The sequence below is a fragment of the Halapricum sp. CBA1109 genome (assembly GCF_009741825.1).
Taxonomy (GTDB): Archaea; Halobacteriota; Halobacteria; order Halobacteriales; family Haloarculaceae; genus Halapricum.
The window spans coordinates 1-16,611 of the sequence record NZ_WPCA01000056.1; the positions used below are offsets into that span (position 1 = coordinate 1).

The 16,611-nt window shown below is 66.9% G+C and carries 18 protein-coding genes and 2 pseudogenes; 9 read left to right on the forward strand and 11 right to left on the reverse strand.

Annotation, left to right across the window (positions count from 1 at the left end):
* Nucleotides 1-291: 291 nt before the first annotated feature.
* The 5 genes and pseudogenes from GJ629_RS07875 (at nucleotide 292) to GJ629_RS07895 (ending at nucleotide 5,051) form a co-directional block, all read left to right on the forward strand.
* Nucleotides 292-1,236 carry a 1,4-dihydroxy-2-naphthoate polyprenyltransferase gene (locus tag GJ629_RS07875; protein ID WP_157512498.1) on the forward strand — a complete coding sequence of 315 codons (945 nt, stop codon included), beginning with the start codon at nucleotides 292-294 and terminating at the stop codon, nucleotides 1,234-1,236.
* Complete coding sequence (locus tag GJ629_RS07880; protein WP_157512499.1) at nucleotides 1,233-2,288, forward strand: mandelate racemase/muconate lactonizing enzyme family protein; 1,056 nt, start codon at nucleotides 1,233-1,235, stop codon at nucleotides 2,286-2,288. Before GJ629_RS07875 ends, GJ629_RS07880 begins: the two co-directional genes overlap by 4 nt.
* Nucleotides 2,285-3,738, forward strand: a pseudogene (locus GJ629_RS07885) (class I adenylate-forming enzyme family protein). The gene GJ629_RS07880 and the pseudogene GJ629_RS07885 overlap by 4 nt, the downstream one beginning before the upstream one ends.
* Before the next feature lie 17 nt (nucleotides 3,739-3,755).
* On the forward strand, nucleotides 3,756-4,517 hold the full coding sequence (locus GJ629_RS07890; protein WP_157512500.1) for an NAD(+)/NADH kinase: 762 nt from the start codon (nucleotides 3,756-3,758) through the stop codon (nucleotides 4,515-4,517).
* A 39-nt stretch (nucleotides 4,518-4,556) separates the two neighbouring features.
* Entirely contained in the window at nucleotides 4,557-5,051 is a 495-nt protein-coding gene (locus GJ629_RS07895; protein ID WP_157512501.1) for a hypothetical protein, read from the forward strand.
* Between the two features lie 137 nt (nucleotides 5,052-5,188).
* Here GJ629_RS07895 and GJ629_RS07900 read toward each other — a convergent pair whose 3' ends face one another.
* From GJ629_RS07900 to GJ629_RS07935, 8 genes are read right to left on the reverse strand one after another with little or no spacing between them, the layout of a single operon-like run.
* On the reverse strand, nucleotides 5,189-5,455 hold the full coding sequence (locus tag GJ629_RS07900; protein ID WP_157512502.1) for a hypothetical protein: 267 nt from the start codon (nucleotides 5,453-5,455) through the stop codon (nucleotides 5,189-5,191).
* A gap of 26 nt (nucleotides 5,456-5,481) precedes the next feature.
* Nucleotides 5,482-5,967: a hypothetical protein gene (locus GJ629_RS07905; RefSeq protein WP_157512503.1), complete on the reverse strand. Its 486-nt coding sequence runs from the start codon at nucleotides 5,965-5,967 to the stop codon at nucleotides 5,482-5,484.
* A 21-nt stretch (nucleotides 5,968-5,988) separates the two neighbouring features.
* A complete protein-coding gene (locus tag GJ629_RS07910; RefSeq protein WP_157512504.1) occupies nucleotides 5,989-6,771 on the reverse strand; it encodes a cytochrome bc complex cytochrome b subunit in 783 nt (260 codons plus the stop codon).
* A 6-nt stretch (nucleotides 6,772-6,777) separates the two neighbouring features.
* Nucleotides 6,778-7,581, reverse strand: a complete 804-nt coding sequence (locus tag GJ629_RS07915) for a cytochrome bc complex cytochrome b subunit (protein ID WP_157512505.1) — start codon at nucleotides 7,579-7,581, stop codon at nucleotides 6,778-6,780.
* Nucleotides 7,582-7,583: 2 nt separating this feature from the next.
* Nucleotides 7,584-8,462, reverse strand: coding sequence for a ubiquinol-cytochrome c reductase iron-sulfur subunit (locus GJ629_RS07920; protein ID WP_157512506.1), 879 nt, complete (start codon nucleotides 8,460-8,462; stop codon nucleotides 7,584-7,586).
* A gap of 2 nt (nucleotides 8,463-8,464) precedes the next feature.
* A complete protein-coding gene (locus GJ629_RS07925) occupies nucleotides 8,465-8,860 on the reverse strand; it encodes a hypothetical protein (RefSeq protein WP_157512507.1) in 396 nt (131 codons plus the stop codon).
* Nucleotides 8,860-9,534, reverse strand: coding sequence for a halocyanin domain-containing protein (locus tag GJ629_RS07930; RefSeq protein WP_157512508.1), 675 nt, complete (start codon nucleotides 9,532-9,534; stop codon nucleotides 8,860-8,862). The genes GJ629_RS07925 and GJ629_RS07930 overlap by 1 nt, the downstream gene beginning before the upstream one ends.
* An 11-nt stretch (nucleotides 9,535-9,545) precedes the next feature.
* A complete protein-coding gene (locus GJ629_RS07935) occupies nucleotides 9,546-10,514 on the reverse strand; it encodes a hypothetical protein (protein WP_197428499.1) in 969 nt (322 codons plus the stop codon).
* A 113-nt stretch (nucleotides 10,515-10,627) separates the two neighbouring features.
* On the opposite strand from GJ629_RS07935, the gene GJ629_RS07940 reads away from it, so the two are divergent.
* On the forward strand, nucleotides 10,628-11,116 hold the full coding sequence (locus tag GJ629_RS07940; protein WP_157512509.1) for a hypothetical protein: 489 nt from the start codon (nucleotides 10,628-10,630) through the stop codon (nucleotides 11,114-11,116).
* A gap of 240 nt (nucleotides 11,117-11,356) precedes the next feature.
* Entirely contained in the window at nucleotides 11,357-12,793 is a 1,437-nt protein-coding gene (locus GJ629_RS07945; protein WP_157512510.1) for a hypothetical protein, read from the forward strand.
* Between the two features lie 53 nt (nucleotides 12,794-12,846).
* Here GJ629_RS07945 and nth read toward each other — a convergent pair whose 3' ends face one another.
* Nucleotides 12,847-13,530, reverse strand: a complete 684-nt coding sequence (gene nth / locus GJ629_RS07950; protein ID WP_157512511.1) for an endonuclease III — start codon at nucleotides 13,528-13,530, stop codon at nucleotides 12,847-12,849.
* A gap of 80 nt (nucleotides 13,531-13,610) precedes the next feature.
* Complete coding sequence (locus GJ629_RS07955; RefSeq protein WP_157512512.1) at nucleotides 13,611-14,048, reverse strand: redoxin domain-containing protein; 438 nt, start codon at nucleotides 14,046-14,048, stop codon at nucleotides 13,611-13,613.
* An 88-nt stretch (nucleotides 14,049-14,136) separates the two neighbouring features.
* Between GJ629_RS07955 and GJ629_RS07960 the strand changes: the two genes are divergently transcribed.
* The gene (locus tag GJ629_RS07960) at nucleotides 14,137-14,664 is read left to right on the forward strand and encodes a GNAT family N-acetyltransferase (RefSeq protein ID WP_157512513.1); all 528 of its coding nucleotides are present in this window, start codon (nucleotides 14,137-14,139) and stop codon (nucleotides 14,662-14,664) included.
* A 270-nt stretch (nucleotides 14,665-14,934) separates the two neighbouring features.
* On the opposite strand, the gene GJ629_RS07965 is transcribed toward GJ629_RS07960, so the two are convergent.
* Nucleotides 14,935-16,077 carry an acyl-CoA dehydrogenase family protein gene (locus GJ629_RS07965; RefSeq protein WP_157512514.1) on the reverse strand — a complete coding sequence of 381 codons (1,143 nt, stop codon included), beginning with the start codon at nucleotides 16,075-16,077 and terminating at the stop codon, nucleotides 14,935-14,937.
* Nucleotides 16,078-16,156: 79 nt separating this feature from the next.
* Between GJ629_RS07965 and GJ629_RS07970 the strand changes: the two are divergent.
* Nucleotides 16,157-16,611: pseudogene (locus GJ629_RS07970) on the forward strand (protein kinase family protein); the annotation flags it as partial.

Sequence of the window (16,611 nt, forward strand, 5' to 3'; positions counted from 1 at the left end):
AAAAAAACTTTGGGGGGAAAAAAAAGGCTCTCCCCTCGCGCCGCCGGGCGCTCGGGTCGAGTGAAAACGGCGCCTGCGGCGCCGTATGCTCGTCCGCACCGCGCCGCGGACCACGACGGCACCACACCCTCCCCAACCGACTGCGCTGCTCGCGTCGCTGCGCTGCTCGTCCCTCGTACGCTGGTGGCGCGCATCGACGCGCGCCGAGCGCACGCCTGACGCAGGTCCGTCCGTCTCGCTATCGAAGCCCCATCCACAGCGACTTTGGGGGTGCTGGCCGAAGTTATGGTAATGACAGCAGCAGCGACGGACATCTCTCGGCGGCGCGCGTGGCTGATGGCCGCCCGGCCGCAGACGCTCCCGGCGGGCGCCGCGCCGGTGGTCGTCGGCGTCGGCCTGGCCGTCCACGCGGGGGTGGCGGCACCGCTCCCGGCGCTCGCGGCACTACTCGGTGCGCTCTTGCTCCAGATAGGCACCAACTTCGCCAACGACTACTACGACGCCGTCAACGGGGCCGACACCGACGACCGCGAGGGGTTCACCCGCGTCACCGCTGGCGGCCTCATCGAACCGGCGCAGGTCAAGCGCGCGATGATCGGCACCTACGCGCTGTCGGTCGTCGTCGGGCTCTATCTCGTGGCCATCGGCGGCCTCCCCATCCTCGTCGTCGGCCTCACCTCCATCGCGGCCGGCGTCGCCTACACCGGCGGCCCCTACCCCTACGGCTACCGCGGCCTCGGCGACCTGTTCGTGTTCGTCTACTTCGGCGTCGTCGCGGTGGCGGGCACCTACTACGTCCAGGCGGTCACGGCCGTCGACGCCGGTCTGTTTCCGACGGGGATTCCCGCCGGAACGCTCCCGCTCGCGGCCGTCGTCGCCTCGCTCCCGGTCGCGGCACTCTCGACCTGTATCCTCGTCGTGAACAACATTCGCGACGTCGAGACCGACCGCGAGGCCGGCAAGCGGACGCTAGCGGTCATCCTCGGCTACCGATTCGCCCGCGCCGAGTTCCTCGCGCTCCTCGGGATGGCCTACGTCGTCCCGGTGGTGTTCGCGCTCGACCCGGGCTACGGGCTCTCGGCGCTCGCGCCGCTGTTGACATTACCCCTCGGTGTCTCTATCGCCCGGACCGTCCTCACCGAGTCCGGCGGCGACGCGCTCAACCCCGCGCTGGAACGCACCGGACAGACGCTGTTTGCCCACGCGGCCCTGTTCGCACTCGGGTTGGCAGTATGAAGGTCGAACCGTTCTCCCTGCCGCTGTCGACACCGCTTTCGACGGCCGCCGGGACCATCGACCGCCGCGAGGGGTTCCTGATCGACTACCGCCACCGCGGGGAGACGGGCGTCGGCGAGGCCACGCCGCTCCCGGGGTGGACAGAGTCCGTCGCGGACTGCGCGGCGGCGCTCGACGCGGCGACAGCAGCGGCCGACGAGTCGGAAAGCGACCGCGAAGGCACCGGCCACGGGAGCGGGCTGCTGGCGATGGACGCCGGCGAGACGCCCGCCGCGCGCCACGGGTTCGCGACGGCGCTTTTGGACGGCGATGCCCGCGCCGACGGCGTCCCCCTCTACGAGTGGTTCGGCACCGCCGACGGCCCCGTCGAGTCGGTCCCGGTCAACGCGACCGTCGGCGACGGGTCCGTCGAAGCGACGGTCACGGCCGCCGAGGACGCCGTAGCCCGCGGACTCGACTGCCTGAAACTGAAGGTCGGGGCGCGCCCGCTGGCCGAGGACCGCGAGCGAGTACGGGCCGTCCGCGACGCCGTCGGTCCCGGAACTCGGCTCCGTCTGGACGCCAACGCCTCCTACGACCGTGAGACGGCCGCCGAGGCCGTCGACGCCTTCGCATCTGCCGACGTGGCCTACGTCGAGCAACCGCTTCCGGCAGACGACCTCGACGGCCTTCGAGGGTTGCGCGGCCGCGGCGTCGACATCGCAGTCGACGAGAGCCTCACCGAGTACGTCGCACAGGAGGTCCTCGACGCCGATGCCGCGGACGTGCTGATACTCAAGCCGATGGTCGTCGGCGGGCCGGGCAACGCCCACACGATAGCGATGCGGGCCCGAGAGCGCGGCGTCGAACCGGTGGTCACGACGACTATCGACGCCGTCGTCGCGCGGACCGCCGCCGTCCACGTCGCGGCCGCCATCCCCGACATCCGGCCCTGCGGGCTGGCGACCGCCGGGATGCTGGCCGAGGACCTCGGTCCGGACCCCTGTTCGCTCGCCGACGGCCGCCTTTCGGTCCCGCAGTCCCCGGGCCTGGGCGTGGAGGTGTCGCCGTGACCGACCTGTTGGCGGATCGAGTCGCCGCGACGCCCGAGCGGACGGCCTTGGTCGACGCCGGCAGCGGCGAGTCGTGGACGTTCCGGGACCTCGACGCCCGGACCGACGCCGTCGCCGCCGGCCTCGCCGAGGCGGGCGTCTCGTCGGGCGACCGCGTCGGCGTCCTCGCGCCGACGTGCCCGGCGCTGGTTCCGCTCCACCACGCGCTGGCGCGTCTCGGGGCCGTCGCCGTGGTCCTGCACACGCGACAGCCCTCCTCGGCGTTGCGCGAGCGGATGCGACAGGCCGGCGTCGAGACGCTCTGTTACGATGCCAGCCTCGAAGAGCACGCCCACGCCGCAGACGACGTGCTCTCGACGGCGCTTGCCATCGACGACCTCCCGGTCGAGGGCGAGCCATCGACCGCCGCGTTCGACCCGCGCTCGCCCGAGGAGACGGCGGTCGTCGCGTTCACCTCCGGGACCACGGGCGACCCGAAGGGCGTCCGTCTGACGACCGCGAACCTCCGGGAAAGCGCCGAGGCCTCGGCCTACCGCCTCGCGTCTCGCCCGGCGACCGCTGGCTCTGCTGTCTCCCGATGTGCCATATGGGCGGCCTCGCGCCCATCTTCCGGACGGCCGTCTACGGGACGACGCTGGTCGTCCAGCGCCGCTTCGACGCCCGCGTCACGCCCTCGGTCATCGACGACCACGGCGTCACCGGCGTCTCGCTGGTCCCGACGATGCTGGAGCGACTCCTGTCGGCCGAGTGGTCGCCGCCGGCCCACCTCGACACTGTCCTCCTCGGCGGCGCGCCCGCCCGCGAGGAACTGCTCGATTCGGCCGCCGAGGCCGGCGTCCCGGTGTCGCCCACCTACGGAACGACCGAGACGGCCTCACAGATTGCGACCGCGACGCCCGAACAGGCCCGCGACCATCCCGGCACCGTCGGTCAGCCACTGTTCGGGACGACGGTCCGTGTCGTCGACGACGGGACTCCCGTCCAACGGGGCGCGACCGGCGAGCTAGTCGTCGACGGGCCGACGGTGTCCCCGGGCTATCTCGACGAGGACGCCACCGACGAGGCCGTCGGCGAGGACGGCCTCCACACGGGTGATTTGGGGTATCGCGACGCCGACGGCCGCCTGTGGGTCGTCGGTCGCGTCGACGATATGATCGTCACGGGCGGAGAGAACGTCGCGCCTGCATCCGTCGAGTCGACGCTCCGGGAACATCCCGACATCGAGGACGCGGCCGTCGTGGGCCTCCCCGACCCCGAGTGGGGCGAAGCGGTGGCGTCGCTCGTCGTCGGCGACGTGATCCCGACGACCGTCGAGACGTTCTGTCGCGCCCGACTGGCCGACCACGAGGTCCCGAAGACTATCGCCGTCGCCGAGTCGCTCCCGCGGACCGAGTCCGACACCGTCGACCGCGAGGCGGTCCGGTCGATGCTTGAGACCGAGCGCCGGTGATCGACCCCGGCAGGTTTTTGACTCCGCTTGCCTACCCCCGAGGTGATGAGCGAAGACGCCGCCCGGGTCGCGTCGTCGGGGTCGAGCGGTCGGCCGTCGACGCGCCGCCGGGCGTGACGCTGACCGACGACGCCGCGGGCGTCGACGCCGTCGTCGCCGTCGGTGAATCCGCGCTGCTCGATAGCCGCGCCGCTGACACGCCGATACTCCCCGTCGACGCCGGGGCCGGCGTCCGGTCGGTGCCACGCGGGGACCTCCCCGCGGCCCTGTCGAGCGTCGCCGCCGGTGACTGGTCCCGCTGGACGACCACCGCGCTATCGGTATCGGTCGGCGGCGAGCACGTCACGGAAGCGCTGTTCGACGCGATGGTCGTCACCGAGGCCCCGGCACACATCTCCGAGTTCACCGTCGAGACACCCCGGGACCGTCTGGGGCAGTTCCGCGCCGACGGCGTCCTCCTCGCCAGCGCCCCCGGGACCGCGGGGTACGCGAAACGCGTCGACGCGCCGGTCTTCGAACCGGAACTCCCCGTCGGCGCGGTGGTCCCGATAGCGCCGTTCGCGACCCGACTCGACCACTGGGTCGTCGACACCGACCGCGACCCGGTACTCACCGTGACCGTCGAACGCGACGAGGCGGCCGTCGAACTGCTGGCCGACGACCGGACGCTCGGTGAAATCCCCCCGCGGACGCCGCTGACAGTGTCGCCCGGCCGCCGGTGGACGTTCTGTCGCGTCCCCGAGAGCCGGTCGGCGTTCGAGTCCCCAGACGGGCGGTGATTGGAAAAACTCTAATGTGCCAAAGCCCGACTTCCGACTATGTCTGCCCCAGCGTACGAACTGTTCGGGCCACTCGACGCCCTGTTGGGCGGGACAGCGACTATCGAGTACGTCCTGCTCGGCCTCCTGCTGGCCAATATGGTGACCCGAGTGTTCGCACACAGGCGTAACGTCGCGGAAGCCGCGGGCGGGAACGTGTTCCGCATCCGGCCGCTGATCCCGGGCCTCGCAGACGAGGCGCCCGGCGACCTGACCCGACACCCGGCACACGTCGTCACGAACCTCGCGCTGTTGCTCGCGTCGTTCTACTACACGACGCTGCACCAGCACTCGGGCATCGTCTTCACGTCCCTCGTCCTCGGCGTCTTCATCACGGACTTCTTCGAGTTCGAGTCCCGGTGTGTCGACTTCCGACGCGACTTGGACATCGAACCGCCGAAAGGCGCCATCGCCGCCTCGCTGTTGGCGCTGTTGTACGTCGGCTACCTCAGCCTCTTCCAGTTCATCGCTCCGGTGTGGAGCGCGGTCGTCTGATCGGCTCTCGCCCTTCTCGTGACGCTTTCTCGACGCCTCCACAGCCGACACTCCCCGCTTCGAGATAGTCACGTGGGGCCGTGACGAGTATCGACGGCCGCGGCCGCTACTTCGAGAGACCGAAAACAAAAGCGTCGTCAGCTACTCCGCTCGTCGCGGTACGCCTGGAACTCGTTGATCATCGGGACGACCACCCAGAACACGAGGGCGGCGATGAGACCGAACCACAGGAGCGCGTCGCCGATGACCAGCGATAGCTGTGCGTAGATGTCCGGTTCCTCGGGCGCCGGGCCGAGCAACTGGTCACCCTCGAAACTGGGTGTCTTGTACCAGCCCGCGGTCACCATCCACAGGAGGCTGGTCGTCACCAGTATCCCGAACCCTTTCATGAATTCGTCGGCCATTACCAGCGGCTTAGTCTCGCCGCTCTTTATGCTTTCTCATCGTCCGGCGACGCCTCGGCGGCCGCCGTCGCCGTCGTGTCAGTCGACTCCTCGTCCGCGTCGGCCGACTCCTTATCCGCGTCGTCGTCGGTCTCCTCGGCAGCATCCCCACCGAGCATATCGGCCGTCTTGAATCGCGTCCCGAGGATGTACGATCCTGCCCCGACCAGTATCATCGTGACCCCGAGCAGTCCGAAGCCGACGTCGAGGACGCCGACGGGTTCCTCGAACCCGACGAGCGAGATGAGGCCGACGACGGCCTGCCGGATGAGGTTCTGCTGTTGGGTCGCGGCGTCGAACATGAAGAAGCCGAAGACGACGAGGACGACGGCCAAAAGCGTCGAGAACACCGTGATACCCTTGTACATCCGCATCGGGACGACGATGGTCTCGTCGTCGACTCGGGTCGGTTCCTCGGGCTCCCAGTCGCCGCTACTCTCGTCTGTCGAGTCGTCCGTGTCGTCGGAAGCCATTGAAATCAGTTGGCGGCAGGGTTATTTCGGCGGTCGGAGCCGGTAGTACCGGCGGTTGAGGTTGAACATATACCCCTCGCGCATCGACTTGAGGATGCCGTAGGTGATGAACGCGCCGACGAAGGGCAACAGGAAGGTCAGATCCTGCAGCAGGCCCTCGCCGATGGGGACGATGTTCTTGACCGAGAGGACGGCGATGGTGAACGCGAATATGACGCCGGAGACGCCCACGGCCGCCCAGAACGGTTGCTCGACGGGCCGGCGCGCCGCCCCCTTGTTGAGGAACGGCACGATGGCGATGAACCCGACGATGACGACGTTCGCCAGCACACCGTAGGTCCGGTCGGCCATCAGCGTCTGGCCGCCCAGAAGCGACAGTTCGGGGTTCAGGAAGCTCAGTTTGAGCAGTCCGAACGACCAGTAGAGATACCAGTCCGGCAGGATGATGGCCGGCGTCGACCCGGAGTTTGCGGGCGGGCCGATGTGCGGCGGCATCGTCGCCGAGAGGAACATTATCATCCCGACGAAGAAACTCGTCAGCGCCAGGTTCCGGATCATCTCGTGGGGCCACGCCGGGAAGCCCAGCACGTCCCGTTCGACGTAGTCGGACTCCTGGCGCAGGTCCTGGTCCTCGCGGCGGGACCGCTCGAAGTACTCGTAGGTCAGCCGCGAGAGGCCCTGCTTTCGCTTCTTGCGCTCGCTCCAGGTCGGCGTCTCGTCGTCCGGCGGGACGATGCCGGTTCCGCCGCCGTCCGTCTGTGCGTCCTCGGTCTCGGTTTCGGAGTCGGTGTCTGTGTCACTCATGGTCGATCAGTGCGGTTCCGCGATGCCCTGCATCCAGACGATACCGATGTGGATCGCGATCAGCGCCGTCACGATAAAGGGCAGGAAGAACACGTGCAGGATGTACATCCGCTGGAGGGTCGCCGGGTTCGGCGTGAATCCGCCGAAGATCAGCTGTGCGACCCACTCGCCGACCAGCGGGATCGAGAGGCTCATCTCGACACCGATCTGGCCGGCCCAGAAGGCTAGCTGGTCCCACGGCAGGAGGTAACCGGTGTACCCGAAGACCATCGTGAGGCTGATCAGGACGATACCCAGCAGCCAGTTCAGCTCTCGGGGCTCCTTGTACGCGCCCGTGAAGTACACGCGCAGCATGTGCAGGAAGACGGCCGCGACCATCACCTGGGCGGACCAGCGGTGGAGGCTCCGGAGCATGAACCCGAAGTTCAGGTCCGTCATGATGAACGTGATGGAGTTGTACGCGATGGTCGCCTGTCCGTTCGTCGAGGTGGCGGCCGGCGCGTAGTAGAACCCGAGCAACGCTCCGGACACTGCGGCGACGACGTACGCGAGCGTCGAGAACGACCCCAGCGCGTACAGCGGGTACCAGTACCAGAACTTGTTGTCCAGCCCGTACTGCTCGGTGTGGCTCTTGGGCATCTGCATGTTGACCTTGTAGTAGAGGTCCTCGAGCAGTTCGAGGTAGTCAACGATGCGCAGCCGCTTGTCGAGGTACATCAGGGTCATCAGGTAGACGCTCTCGACTTTCGAGAGGTCGCGCGTCTCCATCCACCCCTTGTGGTCGTGTTCGTCTTTGCGTTCCAGACTCATTGTTAACTCTGTGGTCGCGGGAGTGCAGTGAACGTCACTTGCACGGGCGAGAACGGGTCGTACACGGACTGGTGGCACTGACAGTAGACCCCGTCTTCGCCGTTGAACTTCTCACTGCCCGGGTAGGCCTTGAAGTGCGGCACACAGCAAAAGTGCGTACACTTGTCCAGCCACGCCATGAAGTTCTGTTCGGTGGCGGCGTCGAGGAAGCTCCGGACCTCCTGGGGAATCTCGCTGTATTTGCCCTCCCCGTTGATCATCTTCGGGAGCTCCGGCGTCCGCAGGACCTGAATCGGCATCGTCTGCACGTCGTCGCCCTCCGAGCGCCAACTTCCGGCGGCGGGCTTGCCGAGTCCGGACCGGCCGATGCCGTTGCCCCACTCCTCGTAGTCGTCAAACATATCGACGGTCAGCACCTCGCCGGTTTCGACTTCGCTCTGCCAGGTCAGTTCGCCCGGTGCGGCGGTCGCCCGGAAGAAGTTGTCCTGGTCGGCGTCCGGCTGTGCGCCCGCGTAGGTCTGGACGCCGCAGTACTGGAACCACGAGGAACTGTACGTGATGCCCCCGATGTCTTCCTCGGCGACACTGAACGTCCGTCCCTGCTCGGTGACCTCTTTCACTTCCGGCCAGTAGCCTTTGAGCTCCCCGGCGCTGGTTATCTCGATGGGGATCATCGGCATCCCGCGCGGCGCGGGACCCGCGGTGTTCTCGATAGCGACGTACTGTGTAATACCCCCGCCGGCACCGGTCGAGGATGTCGTCAGGTTGATCGCTGCTGTGCCGCCCGTCGCGACCCCACCGAGTGCGGCGCTCCCGACGACGCCCTTCACGAACCGTCGGCGGCCGGACTCGGTCGGATACTTGTCTTCGTCCAGTGGCATTGTTATTTCTTGTAGTAGGGGTACAGCGCGCGTTTGATGCTCTCTGTGGCGCCGTCGGTCAACTTCTCGCCGTCGACGTCGTCTTCGCGGATGTAGAGGTCTTCCCACTTGCGGCGTCGCTTCTTGACGATCATCACGTCCGGCAGGAACTCCTTGCGATACAGCATCAGGATGAACGCCAGATTGACGAAGATGACCGCCAGCAACCCACCGAGGAACATACTCCCCGTGGCGTCGTAGGTGGCGATGCCCCACCCACTGATGAGCCCGTAGGTGAACATCCCGACGAAGATGACCTCGAAGATGCTCAACAGGACGATAGCCAGCGCCGCGGCCGTCGACTCCCGCGGTGGCTCGTAGCGGTGGATGTCACCGTAGGTGCTTCCCGAGGAGGACATCAGTTGTTCCCTCCTTTCGTGTGTGAGGACTCACCGTACTTCAGGATGAAGAAGGTGAGCACCAACGAGACGGCGATACCGAGCAGCGTGGCGATACCGACGAAGTGGGCCTGAATCGGCACGCCCATGTGTTCGGGGTTGAGCGGTTCCTGTGCGCCCCCGACCTCTTGGGTCTCGATGTCGCCTTCCCCGCCGACGGCGATGGATCCGAGCATCCCCTGTCCCTGGTGGGGTGTGCAGTAGTAGTTGTAGATGCCCGGCTCCTCGAAGGTGTACTCGTAGTTGACGCCCGTCTCGCTGACGGGGTCGCCCGAATCCAGATCGTTGCCGTCGCCGACGACGTTGTGGTTGCCGTTGGTCCACTCGAATTTGACCGTGGTTCCGGTATCGACCCACAGCGCCGGCGGGGCGTACGCCAAGTCGCCGCCCGCACCGACTTCGACCGTCACCTCGCCCTGTCCCCGGGCGTCCTGTGTCGATTCGGGACCGCCGAACCCGTTCGCACTGTCGAGATACCCGCCGAAGTCCGGGACGACGGTCGCACCGCTGCCACCGCCGTCTCCCGAGCCCTCGCCGCCGCCGTCCTCGGCGGCAGTCGCGGACCCGCTCGCGGCGACGGCGGACGCGGCGCCGGCTGTCCCGCCGGCCGTTCTGAGAAAGTCCCGCCTGTTCATACACGCCAACCTCAGGACCCTATTTTTATAAACCCACCGGATGGGTCCACGTACCCGCGGTCTGGCGGATTCCCGGCCGTCGGGTTACTCGCTGTCGGAACCCGTCTCGGGGGTGTCGTCTGCCCCCTCCGTCGACGCCGATGTCCCCCCTCGGGTGGCGGGCCATCGGTCCCGGCGGCCACGTCCTCGGGTAGGCCGCCCGTGGCGTCCGACCGGTCGAGGGTCAGGTTGCCGTCCTCGTCGACCGGGAGGTAGTCCGGTCGCTCGCCCTCGCCGACGTTCATCGCCCGCAGGCGGTCGCGGAACTCCTCGGCGCGGAACCGGTCCGAGAGCCGCGCGTTCGCCACCGTAAAAAACAGGACGAACGCGATGGCGAGGAAGAACAGACCGGCCACCAGCGCGATGACCGTCGCCCCCGCGAGGATGAACGCGCCGACCAGTGCCAACCCCGCGAGCGCCTGCGCGAACGCGACGACCTGTAGCATCTGGTTGCCGAGTTCGCTCCCGCCCTCCGGCACCTCGGCGGGCGTCGGTAACACCTCTCCCTCGGGGACGTCGGGCACGTCGTAGCTCTCCATCGAGGCCAGCGCGACGGTCGGTTTGGTGTCGCGCAGGACGGTGCCCTCGCCAGCGATGCTCCCGTCTGGGTAGACGACCGCGAACCCCGCGTCGGAGTACGCGAGCAGGTACTCCTCGTGGCGTTCGATCCGGGCGAAGACGTCCCGATCGATCACTCGCTGTTTCAGATCGGCCTCGACGCGGTCGAGCAGTTCCGGGCCCGTGACCCACGAGTCGGGGTCGAACGCCGCCTCCCACTCCTCGGCGGTCATCTGTTCCATATCCTCGGGGCCGAAGTCGTCGAAATCGTACTTCTGTTCGACCTGCTCGCGGAGCGCTGCTATCGACTGGTCGCCCTCCTCGGCGTCGCGTTCGTCCTCGCCGTCGTCCGATCCGGGCGGCGTCGGCTCGGAGGTTCCCATCGTCCGGGGTTCGGTTGCCGCTCCCTTACACGTTCCGCTCGGACCCACCGACTGGGTCGCCGGGACGCGCCCGTGTCGTGGCCCATTTATCGCCCCCGCCCGTACGGCCGTCGATGCTCGGCCTCGAAGACAGCACTATCGCGACCGTCGTCTTCCTGTCGGTCACCGCGAGTTTTCCCTGTTTTCTGTACGGCGCGTGGATTATGATCGACACCGAGCACGTCACGTGGGACGTGCTCGTCTACCACCTGAAGTTCATCATCACCGGACTAGCCCTGACGACGGTGCCGATGCTCGTCTGGATGATCCCGCGACTGGCCGATCAGCTACGGGGCGCGGTCATCATCCACGCCATCCTCGGCCTCAACGCCTACGCGTTCCTGCTGTTCGGGTTCACCGGTATCGTCCGTATCTTCCGGGCGAAGTACGAACACGACCTCTATCACGACTACGACGAGGACGTCCTGCTGGAGGAGATCGGCGGCGAGCGGATGGACCACTGGCGCTCGCGCCTCCGTATCGGGGTCTTCGGCTACGTCTTCCTCTGGATGCTGGCGTACGTCGCTGGTTTCGCCCACTACCTCGTCCGGTACGTCCTCTGATCGCCGCCGTGTTCCGGGCGGAAAAGCACTCCAGACGGGCGATTTGGGCCGAGTGCTGACGGACACGACGCCCATCGTCGTCGTAGGTGGGCCGTACCGTGACAATGGTCGGATTATACGAGTCTAATACTGCATTAATGGCGTTTATGGGGCCTCTACGGACGAAAATAGTCCTGAAACGTCTGGGGTGTATATACGCCCTCCGAGGGTGGGTGTCTCCTGCGGAGGACACAGACACACGTGACATCAACCCCACTCGACCGACGGCGTCTCGTCGTCGTCGCCCTCGTCGCCGCTGTAGCGATTGCGGGCGCGACACTCGCCGTCACCGCACACGAACAGACAGACACACACACCGACGAACTGAACGGCTCGTTCACGGTCTCGAACCTCACGGTTTCCGAGGACGCTGACGCCCTGACCGCGAACGTGACGAACCCGACGGACGCGCCCGCCATCCAAGCGGTCGAGTACCGCGCCGACGGTGCGCTGGTCGACCGCCGCCACTGGGCGCTCAACCCCGGTGAGACCGAACAGATCGAGTTCGAGATCAACGACTCGGTCGCCAACGACACCGTCCTGAGCATCCAGACGATGACAGACGGTGCCGTCACCACCACCGAGAGCGACGATAGCGACGGCACGTCGTCGGTCCAGTTCGACGATCAAGTCACCAGCGGCGTCGGTGTGACGGTCCAAAACGCGACCAGCCCCGAGGCCCCCTACTACATCGCCGTCTGGTCGGTGAACGACACCACCGGTGAACCGGACACTATCCTCGGCGCACGGGAGATATCGGAGTCGTCCGTCTCGGACGTCCCGGTCCTCTTCGACGAGGACCTCACCGAGGACCAGACGCTCGTCGCCGCCGTCCATCCGAGTGACAACGGGACGCCGGTGACCGACGAGATACTCGCCAGTGACACCGCGAACGTCACCGTCGAGAGTGCGGAAGAGCCGACTGAACCGACCGAGCCGACCGAACCCTCGGTCACCTTCGAGGATCAGTCCTCGGACGGATCGAGCGTCTCGGTCGCCAACGTCTCGAACGACGAGACGCCGTACTACACCGCGGTCTGGACGATAAACGAGACCACCGGTGAACCTGAGGCCCTACTCGGTGCGACCGAATCGAACGAGACCGACGCGAGTGACGTTTCGGTCACCTTTGAGGAGCCCATCACCGAGAACCAGACGCTCGTCGCCGCCGTCCACCCCAGCGACAACGGGACGCCGGTGACCGACGAGATCCTCGCCAGTGACACCGCGAACGTCACCGTCGAGAGTGCGGAAGAGCCGACTGAACCGACCGAGCCGACGGAGCCGTCGGTCACCTTCGAGGACCAGTCCACGGAGGGATCGAGCGTCTCGGTCGCCAACGTCTCGAACGGCGAGACGCCGTACTTCACCGCGGTCTGGACCATCAACGAGTCCAGCGGTGAGCCGGCGGTTCTGCTGGGCGCAATCGAACTCAACGAGACCGACGCGAGCGCCGTCTCGGTGACCTTCGATCAGACCATCACGGGCGACCAGACGCTCGTGGCCGCTGTCCATCCGAGCGAAAACGGGACGCCGGTGACCGACGAGATTCTCGCCAGTGACACCGCGAACGTCACCGTCGAGAGCGGCGAGGAACCGTCCTCGCTAATCGTCGGGGCGGCCGCACCGCTGTCCTGACGAGGAGACCCGCGCTCATTTTTTCGGTAGCCGCCGCGTTCGCGCGGCCGCGCTCACCACGTCTCGCCGGTCGCTAGATCGGTGTCGTTATCGACCTTCGAGGACGGACAGATGTCCTCCAGCACACAGCCCTCACAGTTCGGGTTCCGGGCATCGCAGTCCCCGCGGCCGTGGCTGATCATCAAGTGCGTGAACTCCTGCCACTCCTCCTCGGGGACGACATCCATCAGGTCTGACTCGATAGCTTCGGGGCGTTTCTCCTCGGTGATTCCGAGGCGACGAGTAATCCGCTGGACGTGGGTGTCGACGACGACGCCCTCGACGACGTCGTGGCCGTGTTGGAGGACGACGTTCGCCGTCTTGCGGCCGACGCCGGGCAGATCCGTCAGTTCGGCCATCGTGTCGGGCACCTCGCCGTCGTGTTCCTTGAGTAGTATCTCGCCGATGCCCTTCAGGTAGCCGCCCTTGTTGTTGTGGAAGGTGATGCCGTAGATGTCCTCGGCCAGTTGCTCCTCGCTGGCCTGTGCGTAGTCCTCGGCGCTCTCGTACTTCTCGAAGAGGTCGGCGGTGACCTCGTTGACCCGTTCGTCGGTACATTGGGCCGAGAGGACGACGGCGACCAGCAACTCCAGTCGCGTCGAGAAGTTCAGGGAGATGGTCGTGTCCGGGAACTCGGCGTGCAACCGTTCGAGTACTTCCGTGACCTGTGCCTCGCGTGACTCCAGTGCTGTTCCCATATCCCGGCCTTGGGCGGCGCGGGCTTGAGAGATTCGGTGGTCGCCCGCCGCGGCCGGCCTCCGGTCACAGGCCCGTGCGGTCACAGCCCCGACACCGTCTCGGCGATGGCCGACAGCGGCGGCCGATCACCGTCGCCCCCTCGCACCCACGAGAACCTGATCGTACACCGTTCGTCGACGACGGCCACTGCTTGGGGCGTGCGGTCGGTCGGGAGGTCGTACTGGCCGGCGACGTAGCTGTCCCGGTCGTGGAGAACAGGGAACGGGAGGTCGACGCTCACCTTCCGAGCGATCTGTTCGGACCGACAGAGGCCGAAGACGGCGACGCCGTCGGTCACCGACGCCCAGTCGACGCCCGCGAGCGCCGACAACAGCGCGCGGGCCGCCGTCTCCTCGGCCGGGACGAACCCGAGAACGACCGGGGCCTGCGTTGCGGCCGAGGACAGCATGTACTCGTTTCCGGGGTCGTCGGCCGCGGGGAGGTAGAAGTCCGGCGCGGGGTCGCCTGATTCGAGCATCCGGTCGAGCGGTCGGGTCCGCCGGACATATGCTATTCGGTAGCAGGGCTGGACAACGCTGAATACCCCGGCCGGTGACAGTTCGAGTATGTCGCCTCCAGTGTTCCTCCGGGGTGAGGACGTGACGCTGCGACCCCACGCCGAGGACGCCGTCGAGTTCCTCTGGGAACTGGTCAACCACCCCGACGTGTGGCCCTCACTGATGACGTACGAACCGTACACCGAGGCCCAAGAGCGCGAGTGGGTCGAGAACGCCGGCGACGAGGACGGCACGCACTTCCTCGTCTACGCCGACGACGACCCCGTCGGGACCATCGGCCTCAACGACATCAACGAGACGTGGGGACTGGCGGAACTGGGCTATCTGATCCACCCCGACGCACAGGGCAACGGCTACGCCACCGACGCCGCGCGCCGCCTCGTCCGGTACGCCTTCGGGGACCGCCGCCTCCACAAGATTCAGGCCAGCGTCTACGGCCCGAACACGGCCTCCCAGCGCGTACTGGAGAAGGTCGGTTTCGAGGAGGAGGGCGTCTTCGAGTCACACGCCTACGTCCGCGGGGAGTACGTCGACCTCCACCGCTACGGCGTGCTGGCAGACGACTTCGAGTACTGATTACAGAGTTTCGAGGCGAAAGCCCACGACTTTAGTCGTGGGATGAAGCCGACAGCCGGCAAAACGTTGATTATGTCGGCGTTAGTAGGTTGTGGTGCCGAGTCCGAGGTAAGGATACGCACCCCTCGCGGGGGTAAATGAAGCCCGCTATCTCGGTCGGGGGCCGCACTGGCACGGCCCACAACCCCACCGCGTACGAGTGGGAAACCTCCCTTCGTGGACTGCCCGACCTGTGGTCGGGAACCCCACGGCTTTAGCCGTGGGAGGATGTCAGAGGCCCAGTTCCCGAGCGACGACGAGGTGTTGAATCTCGCTGGTCCCCTCGCCTATCTCCATCAGTTTGGCGTCGCGGTAGAACCGCTGTGGCGCGAAGTCGGTCGTGTAGCCGTAGCCCCCGAGCACCTGCACGGCGTCTTCTGCCACCTCGCGGGCGGCCTCGCTGGCGTCGAGTTTCGCCAACGCCGAGTGCAGCGTCACGTCCTCGCCCTCGTCGTAGCGCCACGCCGCCTCGCGTGTCAGCAGGCGCGCCCGCTGGGTCTTGCGGTACATATCGACGAGTGTGTCCCGGATAGCGTCGAACTCCGAGATGGGCTGGCCGAACTGCTCGCGTTCCCCCGCGTACGCTTTGGCGGCCTCGTAGGCACCCTGTGCGAGGCCAGTCGAGAGCGCGGCGATGGAGATGCGGCCACCTTGGAGGGTCTCCTTGGTCTGGTCCCAGCCGTCGCCCTCCTCGCCCAGCAACCGGTTCGCGGGGATACGGCAGTCGTCGAACCGTATCTCGCAGGTCGGCGAGGCGTTCAGCCCCATCTTCTCCCACTCGGTCGTGACCTCGAAGCCGTCGTCCTCGCGGGGGTCGACGATGAACGTAGAGATGCCGTCGTAGCCCGCCTCGGGGTCGGTGACGGCCTTGACGAGAATCGACCCCGCGACGGAGGCGTTGGTGATGAACTGCTTGGTCCCGTTCAGGACGTAGGCGTCGCCGTCGCGTTCGGCCGTCGTGTCCATATCCGAGGCGTCCGAGCCACTGTCGGGTTCGGTCAGCGCCCACGCGCCGAGATACTCGCCTTCGGCGAGGGGCCGGAGCCACCGTTCTTTCTGTTCGGGCGTGCCGTAGGCGTCGATGGGCTTGCTCGCCAGACTGACGTGGGCGGCGTAGGAGAGGCCGATACTCCCCGAGACGCGCCCGAGTTCTTCCGTCACCACGGCGTACGTCGACTGGTCCGCGCCGAGACCGCCGTAGGCCTCGTCGACGGGGACGCCGAGTACGTCCAACTCGGCCAACTGGTCGAACACCTCGGCCGGGAACCGGTGGTCGTCCTCGATGTCCTGTGCGATGGGCGCTATCTCGGCCTCACAGAACTCCCGGACGGACTCCCGCATCATCCGGTCGGCCGTCCCGAGCGCGAAATCCATACCACTCATACGATGCGTGTCAACAAATAACATTTTCCGGGCACACAACCCCTATATCGGTGGGAGACGACTAGCGAGTATGTCCGTGCGCCGGCTACTGCGTGGTGACATCGACCGCGAGCTACTGGTGTCGGTCGCACGCGACGTCGCCGCCCGGTACGGGGACGGTCCCGGCGAGATGTCGGTGCTCGACGCCGACAACTGGCTGTCGACGCCGCTGGTCGTCGACGACCGCTTTTTCGTGAAGGTCATCTCCCGCCAGCACTCGGCCGTCCACGCGCTGTTGACCACGGGGCGGAACCTCGGGGTCTACTCCAGCGGGTCGGCGGGCTTTTTCAAGCACTTCGAGACGCCGCTGGCGATGGCCGAACACGAGTTCGACGCCACCGGGCGGATGCGGGAACTGGGCCTGAACGTCCCGAAGCCGCTCTCGGCGTTCGAACACGAGGGTCACGGCGTCCTCGTGATGGAGTACCTCCCCGAGTTCGAGACGCTGGACGCCGTCCCGGCCGGGACCGTCGCGGCCCACGCCGA

Excerpts from the sequence above, each read along its gene's own strand:
- GJ629_RS07875 (WP_157512498.1), top strand. The coding sequence starts at position 292 with ATGACAGCAGCAGCGACGGACATCTCTCGGCGGCGCGCGTGGCTGATG.
- GJ629_RS07880 (WP_157512499.1), top strand. The coding sequence starts at position 1,233 with ATGAAGGTCGAACCGTTCTCCCTGCCGCTGTCGACACCGCTTTCGACG.
- GJ629_RS07895 (WP_157512501.1), top strand. The coding sequence starts at position 4,557 with ATGTCTGCCCCAGCGTACGAACTGTTCGGGCCACTCGACGCCCTGTTG.
- GJ629_RS07900 (WP_157512502.1), bottom strand. The coding sequence starts at position 5,455 with ATGGCCGACGAATTCATGAAAGGGTTCGGGATACTGGTGACGACCAGC.
- GJ629_RS07905 (WP_157512503.1), bottom strand. The coding sequence starts at position 5,967 with ATGGCTTCCGACGACACGGACGACTCGACAGACGAGAGTAGCGGCGAC.
- GJ629_RS07910 (WP_157512504.1), bottom strand. The coding sequence starts at position 6,771 with ATGAGTGACACAGACACCGACTCCGAAACCGAGACCGAGGACGCACAG.
- GJ629_RS07915 (WP_157512505.1), bottom strand. The coding sequence starts at position 7,581 with ATGAGTCTGGAACGCAAAGACGAACACGACCACAAGGGGTGGATGGAG.
- GJ629_RS07920 (WP_157512506.1), bottom strand. The coding sequence starts at position 8,462 with ATGCCACTGGACGAAGACAAGTATCCGACCGAGTCCGGCCGCCGACGG.
- GJ629_RS07925 (WP_157512507.1), bottom strand. The coding sequence starts at position 8,860 with ATGTCCTCCTCGGGAAGCACCTACGGTGACATCCACCGCTACGAGCCA.
- GJ629_RS07930 (WP_157512508.1), bottom strand. The coding sequence starts at position 9,534 with ATGAACAGGCGGGACTTTCTCAGAACGGCCGGCGGGACAGCCGGCGCC.
- GJ629_RS07935 (WP_197428499.1), bottom strand. The coding sequence starts at position 10,514 with ATGGGAACCTCCGAGCCGACGCCGCCCGGATCGGACGACGGCGAGGAC.
- GJ629_RS07940 (WP_157512509.1), top strand. The coding sequence starts at position 10,628 with ATGCTCGGCCTCGAAGACAGCACTATCGCGACCGTCGTCTTCCTGTCG.
- nth (WP_157512511.1), bottom strand. The coding sequence starts at position 13,530 with ATGGGAACAGCACTGGAGTCACGCGAGGCACAGGTCACGGAAGTACTC.
- GJ629_RS07955 (WP_157512512.1), bottom strand. The coding sequence starts at position 14,048 with ATGCTCGAATCAGGCGACCCCGCGCCGGACTTCTACCTCCCCGCGGCC.
- GJ629_RS07960 (WP_157512513.1), top strand. The coding sequence starts at position 14,137 with ATGTCGCCTCCAGTGTTCCTCCGGGGTGAGGACGTGACGCTGCGACCC.
- GJ629_RS07965 (WP_157512514.1), bottom strand. The coding sequence starts at position 16,077 with ATGGATTTCGCGCTCGGGACGGCCGACCGGATGATGCGGGAGTCCGTC.